Here is a 12,084-nt window from a genome sequence, read left to right on the forward strand (position 1 = left end):
ATCAGGCGTCGTAGTCGACCGTGGCGGTGTCGGTCACCGGGCGGGACTGGCAGGTGAGGACGAACCCGGCGGCGACCTCGTCGTCCTCCAGCGCGTAGTTGCGCCGCATGGTCACCTCGCCGTCGGTCACCTTCGCCCGGCACGTCCCGCACACCCCGCCCTTGCAGGCGAACGGCAGGTCGCCGCGGACCTTCTGGGCGGCGTCGAGGACGTACTCGCCCGCCGGGACGGCCAGCGTCGTCGACCGTCCGTTGAGGACGACCGTGACCTGCGCGCCGTCGCCGTCCGGCTCGGGCTCGTGGCGGTCGACCTCCGGCGGCGGCTCGTCGACGTAGAACAGCTCGCGGTGCACCCGGCGCCGCTCGACGCCCAGCTCACCGAGCACCGCGACCGCGGACTCGGTCATGCCGAGCGGGCCGCACAGCCACCAGTCGTCGACGTCGGCGGTGTCGACCAGCGCGGTGAACAGCAGCCGCAGCCGGTCGGCGTCCAGCCTGCCGTTGACGATCTCGGCCTCGGTGGGCTCGCGCGAGAGCACGTGCAGCAGGTGCAGCCGCGGGCCGTAGCGGTTCTTCAGGTCGGCGATCTCCTCGGTGAACATCACCGTGTCGGTCCGTCGGTTGCCGTAGACGAGGGTGACGCGGGTGTCGTCGTGCGCGGCCAGCAGGGACGCCGCGATCGACAGCACCGGGGTGATCCCGGACCCGGCGGCGACGAGACCGTGGTGCGTGCCCGCGGTCAGCTCCGGGGTGAACGACCCGGCGGGCGGGCCGACCTCGACGACGTCGCCCGGGGCCACCTCGTCGACCAGCCAGGCGGAGAACAGGCCGCCGTCGACCCGGCGCACCCCCACCCGCGGCGCGGTCCCGGCGGCGGAGCAGATCGAGTACGACCGGCGCTCCTCGCCGTCGGCGGTGTCCTTCCGCAGGGTCAGGTACTGGCCGGGCCGGAAGTCGTAGTGCCCGCGCAGGTCCTCGGGGACGTCGAAGGTGACGGCGACGGCGTCGTCGCACAGCCGGTCGACCTCGGTCACCACGAGCCGGTGGAAGCCGGCGGGCAGCGCGTCGTCCCCGGCCAGCAGGGCCTCGATCTCGTCGTCCAGGGCGAGCGTCGTCCGGCCGTACGCCTGGTTGGCCCGGGCCTGCCACGCCGCCGCGCGCCGCTCGCTCATCAGATCTCCTTCATGTGCTCGAACGGCTCACGGCAGGTGGTGCACCGCCGCAGCGCGGTGCACGCGGTCGGGCCGAAGCGCGACAGCTCCTCGGTCGCCCGGGACCCGCACTGCGGGCAGGGCACGACCGTCGACGGCGCGTCCAGCGTCAGCGGGATCGGTCCGCCCGTCCGCGGGGCGCTCCCGGGCGGCGCGACGCCGGCCTCGGCGAGCTTGCGCCGCCCGGCCTCGCTGATCCAGTCCGTGCTCCACGCGGGAGAGAACACAGTCCGCACCTCGACTCGCCCGTACCCGGCCGCGGTGAGCGCGCCGCGGATGTCCGCGCGCATCTCCTCGATCGCCGGGCACCCGGAGTAGGTCGGGGTGATCGTGACCGTCACGCGGTCGTCCTGTTCGGACACCGAGCGGATCACGCCGAGGTCGTCGAGGGTGAGCATCGGCATCTCGGGGTCGACGACCTGCGCGACGACCCCGCCCGCCCCGCTCACCAGGACGCCCCGGGGTGCCGGCGCGCGAGGCTCTGCAGCACGACGAGCGCGGGCTCCAGCTTCTCGGTGTGCACGCCCTGGCGGCCGCCGCGGCCCCCGATCGTGCCGGTCGGCGGGACCTGCGGCACGGTCAGCGTGGCGCGCCCGATCACCTGCGCGAGGACGGCGTCGACCTCCTCGCGGGTGTCCGCCGGGTCGACGGCGACACCGGCGGCGACCAGGCGTCGCTCGGTGTCGGTGGTGCGGAACAGCTCGCCGAGGTGCGGCCACACCCACTCCAGCGCGTCCTGCATGCGCCGGTGCGACTCCGGTGTGCCGTCGCCGAGGCGCAGCGTCCAGCGCGCGGCGTGGTCACGGTGGTAGGTGACCTCCTTGACCCCCTTCGCGGCGACGGCGGCGACCACCGGGTCGGCGGAGTCCGTGAGCCGGTGCAGCAGCGCGAGCCGCCAGGTGGAGAACACCAGCAGCCGGGCGATGGCGCGGGCGAAGTCCAGGTCGTCGGACGGCTCGACGAGCCCGACGCAGCGGAACTCCGACACCTCGCGCCAGTAGGCCAGCGCGTCCTCGTCGCGGCCGGTCAGGTGCCCGGCGCGCGACAGCAGCACCCGGGCCTGGCCGAGCAGGTCGAGCGCGGTGTTGGCGAGCGCGACCTCCTCCTCCAGCTCGGGGGCGTTCGAGACCCACTCGGTCAGCCGGTGGGACAGGACCAGCGCGTCGTCGCCGAGCATCAGGCAGTACTCCGCGAGGTCCGCCGGATCGGTGCCCGCGGGAACCGGCGCGACGATGTCCGCCTCGCTGTCCTCGAACCCCGACCCGAACGCCCAGCGCGGGTCGTCGCCCTCCTCGGTCAGGCCGTCGTAGACGGAGCCGCTCACAGGTGCGGCACCTCCTCCGGGATCGCGTAGAACGTCGGGTGCCGGTAGACCTTGTCCCCGCTCGGGGCGAAGAACGGGTCCTTCTCGTCCGGGCTGGACGCGGTGATCGCGTCGGCACGGACCACCCAGATGCTCACGCCCTCGTTGCGGCGGGTGTAGACGTCGCGCGCGTTGTGCAGGGCCATCTCGTCGTCCGCGGCGTGCAGCGACCCGACGTGGACGTGGTTGAGCCCGCGCTTGCCGCGGACGAACACCTCGTAGAGCGGCCAGGCGCGACGGCTCGGCTTCTCGCCCTGCCCGGTCTCGACACCCGTCGTCGGGACGGCGCCGTGGCCGCCCTCGGCGGTCATGTCCTGCTCGCTCATCCCCGTGCCTCCTGCTTCTCCGCGTAGGCCTGCGCCGCCTCGCGCACCCACGCCCCGTTCTCGTGCGCGCGACGGCGGTGGTCCAGCCGCTGCCGGTTCGCCGGCCCCGCCCCGGAGACCACGGCGGTGAACTCCGACCAGTCCGGCTCGCCGAAGTCGTGCGCCTGCCGCTCGTCGTTCCAGCGCAGGTCCGGGTCGGGCAGCGTGACGCCCAGCACCGCCGCCTGCGGGACGGTCATGTCGACGAAGCGCTGGCGCAGTTCGTCGTTGGTGTGGCGCTTGATGCCCCAGGCCATCGACTGGTGGGTGTTGGGGGAGTCGCCGTCGGCCGGGCCGAACATCATCAGCGACGGCCACCACCAGCGGTCCACCGACTCCTGGACCATGCGCTTCTGCGCCTCGGTCCCCGCGGTCAGGGCGAGCAGCGACTCGTAGCCCTGGCGCTGGTGGAACGACTCCTCCTTGCAGATGCGGATCATCGCCCGGGCGTAGGGCCCGTAGGAGCAGCGGCACAGCGGGACCTGGTTCGCGATCGCCGCGCCGTCGACCAGCCACCCGATGACGCCGATGTCCGCCCAGGACAGCGTCGGGTAGTTGAAGATCGAGCTGTACTTCTGCTTCGAGTCGATCAGCTTCTCGGTGAGCTCCTCGCGGTCGACGCCGAGGGTCTCGGCGGCCGCGTAGAGGTACATGCCGTGGCCGGCCTCGTCCTGCACCTTGGCCAGCAGGATCGCCCGGCGCCGCAACGACGGCGCACGCAGCAGCCAGTTGCCCTCCGGCTGCATCCCGATGATCTCCGAGTGCGCGTGCTGGGCGATCTGCCGGATCAGGCTCCTGCGGTAGGCCTCGGGCATCCAGTCCCGCGGCTCGATCCGCTGGTCCGCCGCGATCGTCGCGTCGAACCGCTCCTCCAGCTCCGCCGGGGATGGCGCGGTGCTCGTCACTGGACACCTCCGTACCGAATGTTCGTTCGGCTACGAGTGTGGCGGATGAGCGGGGGATCCCGCAACCCCGGCCCCCGCGCGGTGGTCGGTGCCGGGCCGGGACTCCGGAGGAACCGGGCGGTGGGTGGGGCGGTCCAAGGGGCATGGATCTCACGCGACCGTTCCTCGGCACTGCGGCGGTGCGCGCCGGGGTGGTCACCTCGAAGCAGCTGCGGGGGCCCCGGTTCCGTCCGGTCGTGCGCGGGGTGTTCGTCGCCGCGCACGTCCCGGACACCTTCCTACTGCGGTGCGAGGCCGGGGCGGTCGCGGTCGGGGCGATCGGAGCCGGGACCGGGCGGGCCGCGCTGGGCGGCTGGGCCGCGGCCGAGATGCTGGGGGCGGACTGCGCACCGCGCGGGGTACCGGTGGAGGTCGTGGTCGCGCTCGGGCTGGCCCACCCCGACCTCCTGGCCGTCGAGGTTCGCCGCCGCCTGACGTCCCGAGGCGGTCACGCGTGATCGATCAGCACGTTTCCGCCCCGTCACGGGCGAGAACGTGCTGATCGACTGCTCAGCGGTGCAGGCGCAGGAGGCCGGCGTCGGTAGGGGGGAGGGCGCAGGAGCGGTAGAAGGGGGTCAGGTGGGGGGCGAAGTCGGCGTGCAGCCAGGTGCAGCCCGCCGCGGTGGCCTGCTCCACGGCCCCGGCGACCAGCGCCCGGCCGATCCCGCGGCGGCGGTACCCGTCGGCGACGACGAGATCGAGCAGGAACGCGTGCCGGTCGCCGTCCCAGGCGAGGTTGACGAACCCGGCGAGCGCGTCGCCGTCGCGGGCGTCGAGCCAGCTCAGGCTGTGTGCGGCGAGCTGGGCGGACCAGCGTCGCAGGCGTGGGGTCTCGTCGAACCCGGCGGCGTGCAGCGCGGAGAGCGCGACGTCGTCGACCTCGGGGCGGACGCGGACCCGGACGTCGGTCACGGCGCCGGGACGATGCCGGCGAACGCGGCGCGGACGACGTCCTCGGGCAGGGTGGCGGTCCCGGGGCGGCCGGGGCGGTACCACTCGACGATCGAGTTGATCGTGCCGGACAGCAGCCGTGCGGCCAGGGCGGGGTCGACGTCGGAGCGGACCTCGCCGGCGTCGACGGCGTCGCGGACCAGGGCTCGCACGGCCGCGTCGAACGCACGGCGGCGTTCCAGCGCCCAGCGCTCGGTCTCGGTGTTGCCGCGGACCCGGAGCAGCAGGGTGACGTACGGGAGCTCGGCCATCAGCACCCTGACCTGCGCGGCGACGATCACCCGCAGCCGGTCGGCGGGGGAGCCGGTGCGGGCCTCGGGCAGGTCGAGCACGCCGAACAGTCCGTCGACAGCGCGTTCCAGCGCCGCGCGCAGCAGCGCCTCCTTGCCCGCGAAGTGGTGGTAGAACGACGACTTCGTGATCCCGGCGGCCCGCGAGAGGTCCTCCATCGACGTCGCGTCGTAGCCGCGGTCGATGAACTCCCCGACCGCGGTCTCGAGCAGCGCGTCGCGGCCGCCGCTGGGTCGCCGGGCCCGCTTGACCGGCGAGCTCATCGGCCCTCGAAGACGGGCTTCTTCTTCGCGAGGAAGTCGCTCACGGCCTGCTGGTGGTCGCGCGTGGTCGAGAGCCGGACCTGGGCGTCGGCCTCGTACTCCAGGACGGCGGGGAGCTCGTTGACCGCGCCGAAGCGCAGCGCGCCCTTCACCTCGGCGTAGGCGCGGGTGGGTCCGGCGGCCAGCCGGCGCGCGAGCTCCAGCGCGGTGCCGAGGACCTGGTCGGCCGGGACGACGTCGCGCACGAGGCCCCAGTTGCGGGCGTCCTCGGCGGTGAACTGCTCGTTCAGCAGCACCAGCTCGGTCGCCCGGGAGACGCCGACGGCGTGCGCGAGCGACGCCGCGAGGCCGCTGTCGGTGGACAGCCCGATCCCGGTGAACGCGGTCGCGAACTTCAGCCCCTCCGCGGCGATCCGCAGGTCGGTGGCCAGCGCGATGCCGAGCCCGGCGCCCACGCAGGGCCCGTTGATCGCGGCGACCACCGGCTTCGGTGCCTCGTTGAGCGCGCGGATCAGCGGGTTGTAGTGCCGGCGCACGGTGCCCAGGGCGTCGACCGGGTCGGCGTCGAGCGCCGCGGCGTGCTCGCCCAGGTCCTGCCCGACGCAGAACGCCTTCCCCGCGCCGGTCAGCACGATCGCGCGCACGGACTCGTCCCCGGCGACCTCGACGACCGCGGGGAGCAGCGCCTCCTTGAGCTCGACGGTGAGCGCGTTGTACTTCGCGGGCCGGTTCAGCGTGACCACCGCGACCGACGGGTCGGTCTCGTCGCGGGTCACGAGGACGGCGGGATCGGTGCCGGTGGCGGGGGAGGTCATCCGGTGAGCCTAGCGGCCGACCGAACGATCGGTCTCCCGTCCTGCCGGCGTCCGGACGGACCCTGGTGCGGTTCTGTGGACCGGTGCTAGGTTCGCCCGAACGAACGGTCGGTTCAATCGCTGACCCGCGACGACGAAGCGCGACGGAGGCTCGCCGATGACCCTGCTCCGCAGTCACCTCTCCGGTACCTGGCAGACCGGGAGCGGCGAGGGCCGCCCGCTGTACGACGCGGTGACCGGCGAGGAGGTCGCCCGCATCTGTTCCGACGGCCTCGACCTCGCCGGGGCGCTGGAGTACGGGCGGCGGACCGGCGGGCCCGCGCTGCGCGAGCTCACCTTCCACCAGCGTGCCGCCCTGTTGAAGGCGCTCGGGCAGCACCTGCGCGAGCACCGCGAGCAGCTCTACGACGTCTCCGCGCGGACCGGCGCCACCCTCGGCGACTCGAAGTTCGACGTCGACGGCGGCATCGGCGTCCTGCTCGCCTACGCCTCCAAGGCGAAGCGCGAGCTGCCCAACGACACGATCCACGTCGAGGGCGACGTCGAGCCGCTCGGCCGGGGCGGGACGTTCCTCGGCCAGCACGTGCTCACCCCGTTGCACGGGGTCGCGGTGCAGGTCAACGCGTTCAACTTCCCCGTCTGGGGCCCGCTGGAGAAGCTCGCCCCGGCCTTCCTCGCGGGCGTCCCGACGCTGATCAAGCCCGCGTCTCCGACGGCGTTCCTCACCGCGGAGCTCGCCGAGCTGATCATCGGCTCCGGCCTGCTGCCCGAGGGGTCGGTGCAGTTCGTCGCCGGCTCGATCGGCGACACCTTCGACCACCTCACCGGGCAGGACCTGGTGAGCTTCACCGGCTCGGCGTCGACCGCGCAGACCCTGCGCAGCCACCCCGGGATCGTCCGGAACTCCGTGCGGTTCTCCGCCGAGGCCGACTCGCTGAACCTGGCCGCGCTCGGCCCGGACGCGACGCCCGGCACCGAGGAGTTCGACCTGTTCGTGAAGGCCCTGACCACCGAGATGACGGTCAAGGCCGGGCAGAAGTGCACCGCGATCCGGCGCGCGTTCGTGCCGCGCGCACACGTCGACGCCGTCGTCGAGGCCGTCACCGCGCGGCTCGCGAGGGTCGTGGTCGGCGCCCCCGGCGCCGAGGGCGTCCGGATGGGGGCGCTTGCGAGCCTCGACCAGCGCGAGGAGGTCCGCCGCAGCGTGAAGGCCCTGCGCGACGCCGGCCGGATCGTGTTCGGCGACCCAGACCGCGTCGAGGTGACCGGCGCCGACGCCGACCGTGGCGCGTTCGTCTCCCCGCTGCTGCTGGTCGGTGACCCGGACCGCGCCGAGCCGCACGAGGTCGAGGCGTTCGGCCCGGTGTCGACCGTGCTGCCCTACGACACCACCGAGCAGCTGATCGACTACGCCGCCCGCGGCCAGGGCTCGCTCGCCGGGTCCGTCGTCTCCGCCGACCCCGGGTTCGTCCGCGAGGTCGTGCTCGGCGTCGCGCCGTTCCACGGCCGCGTGCACGTGCTCAACGCCCGCGACGCTGGCGAGTCCACCGGGCACGGGTCGCCGCTGCCGCAGCTCGTCCACGGCGGCCCGGGCCGCGCCGGCGGCGGCGAGGAGATGGGCGGCGTGCGCGGGGTGTTCCACCACATGCAGCGCACCGCGGTCCAGGCCGACCCCGACTCGCTCGCCGCGATCACCGGCCGCTGGGTCACCGGCGCGCAGCGCCACACCACCGACGTGCACCCGTTCCGCAAGCATCTCGAGGAGCTGCGCCCCGGCGACTGCCTGGTCGCCGGCCCGCGCCGGGTGACCCGGGAGGACGTGGAGCACTTCGCCGAGTTCACCGGCGACACGTTCTACGCGCACATGGACGAGGCCGCCGCCGCGGCGAACCCGCTGTTCGGGCAGCGCGTCGCGCACGGCTACCTGGTCGTCTCGCTGGCCGCGGGCCTGTTCGTCGACCCGGACCCGGGCCCGGTGCTCGCGAACTTCGGCGTCGACGGACTGCGGTTCCTCACCCCGGTCCGCTTCGACGACGAGCTCACCGTGACCCTGACCTGCAAGCAGCTCACCCCGCGCGAGTCCGCCGGTTACGGCGAGGTCCGCTGGGACGCCGACGTCACGCGGCAGGACGGCGAGTCCGTCGCCCGCTACGACGTGCTCACCCTCGTCGCGAAGAAGGACGCGTGATGACGACCGCCACGAAGCGCCCGGGCGACGCGCCCCCGGCCGAGCTGCTGGACCCCGCGGAGCGGATGTCGGTCGACGAGCTGCGCGCGCTGCAGCTGGAGCGTCTGCAGTGGTCGCTGCGGCACGCCTACGACAACGTGCCGCACTACCGCGCGAAGTTCGACGAGCACGGCGTGCACCCCGACGACTGCCGCGAGCTCGCCGACATCGCGAAGTTCCCGACCACGACCAAGGCCGACCTGCGGGAGACCTACCCGTTCGGCATGTTCGCGGTGCCGCGCGAGCGGATCGCGCGGATCCACGCGTCGTCGGGCACCACGGGCCGCCCGACCGTCGTCGGCTACACCGCGGGCGACCTCGACCGGTGGGCCGGGCTCGTCGCCCGGTCGATCCGGGCCGCGGGCGGGCGCCCCGGCCACCGCGTGCACGTCGCCTACGGGTACGGCCTGTTCACCGGCGGGCTCGGCGCGCACTACGGCGCGGAGAAGCTGGGCGCGACCGTCATCCCCGTCTCCGGCGGGATGACCCCGCGCCAGGTGCAGCTCATCGGCGACTTCGAGCCCGAGGTCATCATGCTGACCCCGAGCTACATGCTCACCCTGCTCGACGAGTTCGAGCGCCAGGGCGTCGACCCCCGGTCGACGAGCCTGCAGGTCGGGATCTTCGGCGCCGAGCCGTGGACCGAGCAGATGCGCGCCGAGATCGAGGAGCGGGCCGGCATCCACGCCGTCGACATCTACGGCCTGTCCGAGGTCATGGGACCCGGTGTCTCGCAGGAGTGCGTGGAGACCAAGGACGGCCTGCACATCTGGGAGGACCACTTCCTGCCCGAGGTCGTCGACCCGCCCGACGGCACCCCGCTGCCCGACGGCTCCGAGGGCGAGCTGCTGTTCACCAGCCTCACCAAGGAGGGGCTGCCGATCATCCGCTACCGCACCCGCGACCTCACGACGCTGCTCCCGGGCACCGCGCGGCCGCAGATGCGGCGGATGGCCAAGATCACCGGCCGGTCCGACGACATGATCATCCTGCGCGGTGTGAACGTCTTCCCGACCCAGATCGAGGAGATCGTGCTCCGCACGCCCGGGCTCGCGCCGCACTTCCAGCTGGAGCTGACGACCCAGGGCAGGCTCGACGCGATGACCGTGCGCGTGGAGGCCCGCGGCGACACGCCCGCCGACCGCCGCGACCCGGCCGCCGCGGAGCTCGTGCGCGCGGTGAAGGAGACCGTCGGCATCTCCGTGACCTGCGACGTCGTCGACCCCGACACCCTGGAGCGCTCGGTCGGGAAGCTGCAGCGGCTCAAGGACCGCCGCTGAGGGAATGCGGCGGGGCCCCGGCCGGTTGCGGCCGGTTGTGAAGCTCGAGATCTGGTCCGACGTCGTCTGCCCGTGGTGTGCGATCGGGCGTGCCCGGCTGCAGGTCGCGCTGGCCGGATTCGCCCACCGCGACGACGTGACGCTGCGGTGGCGCAGCTTCGAGCTGGAGCCGGAAGCACCCCGCGAGCGCAGCGGCGGCGCCGAGCACCTGGCGTCGAAGTACGGCATGAGCGTCGAGGAGGCCCGGCGGATGCAGGAGCGCGTCGCCGCCACCGCCGCGCAGGACGGCCTGGAGTTCCGCTTCGACCGGGCCCGGCACGGCAACACCGTCGACGCCCACCGGCTGCTGCACCACGCCTGGGAGACCGGCGGCGCCACGGTGCAGGACGAGCTGAAGGGCCGGCTGCTGCGGGCCTCGTTCACCGACGGCGAGCCGATCGGCGACCCCGGGGCGCTCGCCCGGATCGCGGTGGACGCCGGCCTCGACGACGACGGGGTGCGCGCCGTGCTCGGCTCCGACCGGTACCTCGACGACGTCCGCGCCGACGAGGACCTGGCCCGCCGCCTCGGCATCACCTCGGTGCCCTTCCTCGTCGTCGACGACCGCTACGGCGTCGCCGGCGCCCAGCCGGCGGACGCGCTGCGGCAGCTCCTCGACACCGCCTGGGCCGAGCGGGAGACGCCCGCCCGCAGCTAGCGGGACTCGTCCTCGAAGATCAGGATCGTCCGCGTCGACACGACCGTCGGCAGCGCCTGCAGGCGTTCGAGCACGACGCTGCGCAGTGCGTCGTTGCCGGTGGTGCGCACCAGCAGCAGCACGTCGAAGTCCCCGCCGACCAGTGCCATGTGCCGGACCTCGGGGATCGCGCGCAGCTGTTCGCGCAGCTCGCGCCAGCTGTTCTGGCGCACCGTCAACGTCACGTACGCCGAGGTGTGCAGCCCCACCTTGTCCGGGTCGACGAGCACGGTGAAACCGGTGACCACGCCGTCGTCGACGAGCCGGGCGAGGCGGGCGTAGGCGTTCGCCCGCGAGATCGTCAGGCGCTCGGCCAGCGCGCGCCCGGTCAGCCTGCCGTCGCGCTGCAGCTCCGCGACCATCCGCCGGTCGATGTCGTCGAGCACCGGCACCCTCCGTTCGTCTCACCGGGCCCCGCCGGGCACCGGTGACCCGGACCACTCGTCCGGGGCTGTGCCGTGCTGCGGGCCGATCGTCTCGTCATCTCCTCGGTCCGGGCCGATCGTACGGATCATGCGCCATTCTCGAGGCACAGTGTCCGCACGGAGGGGAGTCATCGTGGACGACCGGCGCGAGACCGTCCGCCTGCTGGAACCGGACGGCACCACCGTGCCCGGCGCGCAGCTCCCGCCGCCGGACCGGCTGCTCGCCGGCTACCGCGGCCTGGTGCACGCCCGGCGGCTCAACGAACAGGCCGGCGCGCTGGTCCGGCAGGGGCGCCTGGCCGTGTACCCGTCCTCGCGCGGCCAGGAGGCCTGCCAGGTGGCCGCGGCGATGGTGCTGGCCGACGGCGACTGGCTCTTCCCGACCTACCGCGACACCGCCGCGATCGTCGCCCGCGGCGTCGACCCGGTCGAGGTGCTCACGATGCTGCGCGGGGACCGGCACTGCGGCTACGACGTCGCCGCCCACCGCGTCGCCCCGCAGGCGACCCCGCTCGCGACGCAGCTGCTGCACGCGGTCGGCGTCGCCCACGCGGCGCGGCTCAAGGGCGAGCCCGACGCCGTCCTGGCGCTCTGCGGCGACGGCGCCACCAGCGAGGGCGACTTCCACGAGGCGCTGAACTTCGCCGCGGTCTTCCGCGCGCCGGTGGTGTTCCTCGTGCAGAACAACAAGTACGCGATCTCGGTGCCGCTGCACCGGCAGAGCGCCGCCGCCAGCCTCGCGGACAAGGCGGTCGGCTACGGCATGCCCGGCGTTCGGGTCGACGGCAACGACCTCCCCGCGCTGCTCACCGTGCTCGACGACGCCGTCGCCCTGGCCCGCTCCGGTGGCGGCCCGACGCTGGTGGAGGCCGACACCTACCGCATGGAGGCCCACACCAACGCCGACGACGCGGGCCGCTACCGCGACGAGAGCGAGGTCGCCTCCTGGGCCGTCCGAGACCCGCTGGTACGCCTGCGCGCCCGGCTGCGCGCCGACGACCTGCTCGACGACGACGCCGAGCGCGCTCTCACCGACGACGCCGAGCGGATGGCCGCCGACCTGCGCACCGGCATCGCGACCGAGTCCCCGGTGGACCCCGAGGACCTGTTCGCGCACGTCTACGCCCACCCCACCCCGCAGCTGCGCGAGCAGCGCGACCAGCTGCGCGCCGAGCTGGAGGTCATGCCGTGAACACCGGTCCCGTGAAGCTCAC

14 protein-coding genes are annotated in these 12,084 nt (G+C 73.8%); 5 read left to right on the plus strand and 9 right to left on the minus strand.

The window, feature by feature from the left end; translation table 11 throughout:
• Position 1: 1 nt before the first annotated feature.
• Genes paaE through paaA form a run of 5 tightly spaced genes read right to left on the minus strand, consistent with a single transcriptional unit; the run spans position 2 to position 3,843 of the window.
• On the minus strand, positions 2 to 1,171 hold the full coding sequence (gene paaE / locus KPL57_RS03690; protein WP_374203654.1) for a 1,2-phenylacetyl-CoA epoxidase subunit PaaE: 1,170 nt from the start codon (positions 1,169 to 1,171) through the stop codon (positions 2 to 4).
• Positions 1,171 to 1,659: a 1,2-phenylacetyl-CoA epoxidase subunit PaaD gene (gene paaD, locus KPL57_RS03695; RefSeq protein ID WP_226350463.1), complete on the minus strand. Its 489-nt coding sequence runs from the start codon at positions 1,657 to 1,659 to the stop codon at positions 1,171 to 1,173. The genes paaE and paaD overlap by 1 nt, the downstream gene beginning before the upstream one ends.
• Complete coding sequence (gene paaC, locus KPL57_RS03700; protein ID WP_226350464.1) at positions 1,656 to 2,534, minus strand: 1,2-phenylacetyl-CoA epoxidase subunit PaaC; 879 nt, start codon at positions 2,532 to 2,534, stop codon at positions 1,656 to 1,658. The genes paaD and paaC overlap by 4 nt, the downstream gene beginning before the upstream one ends.
• Positions 2,531 to 2,899: a 1,2-phenylacetyl-CoA epoxidase subunit PaaB gene (gene paaB, locus KPL57_RS03705; protein ID WP_226350465.1), complete on the minus strand. Its 369-nt coding sequence runs from the start codon at positions 2,897 to 2,899 to the stop codon at positions 2,531 to 2,533. The genes paaC and paaB overlap by 4 nt, the downstream gene beginning before the upstream one ends.
• A complete protein-coding gene (paaA, locus tag KPL57_RS03710; protein WP_226350466.1) occupies positions 2,896 to 3,843 on the minus strand; it encodes a 1,2-phenylacetyl-CoA epoxidase subunit PaaA in 948 nt (315 codons plus the stop codon). Before paaA ends, paaB begins: the two co-directional genes overlap by 4 nt.
• Positions 3,844 to 3,986: 143 nt before the next feature.
• On the opposite strand from paaA, the gene KPL57_RS03715 reads away from it, so the two are divergent.
• Positions 3,987 to 4,340, plus strand: a complete 354-nt coding sequence (locus tag KPL57_RS03715; protein WP_226350467.1) for a hypothetical protein — start codon at positions 3,987 to 3,989, stop codon at positions 4,338 to 4,340.
• Positions 4,341 to 4,392: 52 nt separating this feature from the next.
• Here the strand turns inward: KPL57_RS03715 and KPL57_RS03720 are convergent, their stop codons facing one another.
• Genes KPL57_RS03720 through KPL57_RS03730 form a run of 3 tightly spaced genes read right to left on the minus strand, consistent with a single transcriptional unit; the run spans position 4,393 to position 6,202 of the window.
• Positions 4,393 to 4,794: a GNAT family N-acetyltransferase gene (locus tag KPL57_RS03720; protein WP_226350468.1), complete on the minus strand. Its 402-nt coding sequence runs from the start codon at positions 4,792 to 4,794 to the stop codon at positions 4,393 to 4,395.
• Positions 4,791 to 5,387, minus strand: coding sequence for a TetR/AcrR family transcriptional regulator (locus tag KPL57_RS03725; RefSeq protein ID WP_226350469.1), 597 nt, complete (start codon positions 5,385 to 5,387; stop codon positions 4,791 to 4,793). The genes KPL57_RS03720 and KPL57_RS03725 overlap by 4 nt, the downstream gene beginning before the upstream one ends.
• Complete coding sequence (locus KPL57_RS03730; protein ID WP_226350470.1) at positions 5,384 to 6,202, minus strand: enoyl-CoA hydratase/isomerase family protein; 819 nt, start codon at positions 6,200 to 6,202, stop codon at positions 5,384 to 5,386. Before KPL57_RS03730 ends, KPL57_RS03725 begins: the two co-directional genes overlap by 4 nt.
• Before the next feature lie 157 nt (positions 6,203 to 6,359).
• On the opposite strand from KPL57_RS03730, the gene paaZ reads away from it, so the two are divergent.
• Genes paaZ through KPL57_RS03745 form a run of 3 tightly spaced genes read left to right on the plus strand, consistent with a single transcriptional unit; the run spans position 6,360 to position 10,406 of the window.
• Positions 6,360 to 8,390, plus strand: a complete 2,031-nt coding sequence (gene paaZ, locus KPL57_RS03735) for a phenylacetic acid degradation bifunctional protein PaaZ (protein ID WP_226350471.1) — start codon at positions 6,360 to 6,362, stop codon at positions 8,388 to 8,390.
• Positions 8,390 to 9,709, plus strand: coding sequence for a phenylacetate--CoA ligase PaaK (gene paaK / locus KPL57_RS03740; protein WP_226350472.1), 1,320 nt, complete (start codon positions 8,390 to 8,392; stop codon positions 9,707 to 9,709). Before paaZ ends, paaK begins: the two co-directional genes overlap by 1 nt.
• A 37-nt stretch (positions 9,710 to 9,746) precedes the next feature.
• Positions 9,747 to 10,406: a DsbA family oxidoreductase gene (locus KPL57_RS03745; protein ID WP_226350473.1), complete on the plus strand. Its 660-nt coding sequence runs from the start codon at positions 9,747 to 9,749 to the stop codon at positions 10,404 to 10,406.
• Here KPL57_RS03745 and KPL57_RS03750 read toward each other — a convergent pair.
• On the minus strand, positions 10,403 to 10,837 hold the full coding sequence (locus KPL57_RS03750) for an Lrp/AsnC family transcriptional regulator (protein WP_226350474.1): 435 nt from the start codon (positions 10,835 to 10,837) through the stop codon (positions 10,403 to 10,405). The genes KPL57_RS03745 and KPL57_RS03750 overlap by 4 nt on opposite strands.
• Before the next feature lie 166 nt (positions 10,838 to 11,003).
• On the opposite strand from KPL57_RS03750, the gene pdhA reads away from it, so the two are divergent.
• Entirely contained in the window at positions 11,004 to 12,062 is a 1,059-nt protein-coding gene (pdhA, locus tag KPL57_RS03755) for a pyruvate dehydrogenase (acetyl-transferring) E1 component subunit alpha (RefSeq protein ID WP_374203655.1), read from the plus strand.
• The last annotated feature ends 22 nt before the right edge of the window (positions 12,063 to 12,084 follow it).

This window comes from Pseudonocardia sp. ICBG601 (assembly GCF_020496245.1).

Bases quoted from the DNA above. Each gene is read 5' to 3' on its own strand.
- paaE (WP_374203654.1), bottom strand. From the start codon at position 1,171: ATGAGCGAGCGGCGCGCGGCGGCGTGGCAGGCCCGGGCCAACCAGGCG.
- paaB (WP_226350465.1), bottom strand. From the start codon at position 2,899: ATGAGCGAGCAGGACATGACCGCCGAGGGCGGCCACGGCGCCGTCCCG.
- KPL57_RS03715 (WP_226350467.1), top strand. From the start codon at position 3,987: ATGGATCTCACGCGACCGTTCCTCGGCACTGCGGCGGTGCGCGCCGGG.
- KPL57_RS03725 (WP_226350469.1), bottom strand. From the start codon at position 5,387: ATGAGCTCGCCGGTCAAGCGGGCCCGGCGACCCAGCGGCGGCCGCGAC.
- KPL57_RS03730 (WP_226350470.1), bottom strand. From the start codon at position 6,202: ATGACCTCCCCCGCCACCGGCACCGATCCCGCCGTCCTCGTGACCCGC.
- paaZ (WP_226350471.1), top strand. From the start codon at position 6,360: ATGACCCTGCTCCGCAGTCACCTCTCCGGTACCTGGCAGACCGGGAGC.
- paaK (WP_226350472.1), top strand. From the start codon at position 8,390: ATGACGACCGCCACGAAGCGCCCGGGCGACGCGCCCCCGGCCGAGCTG.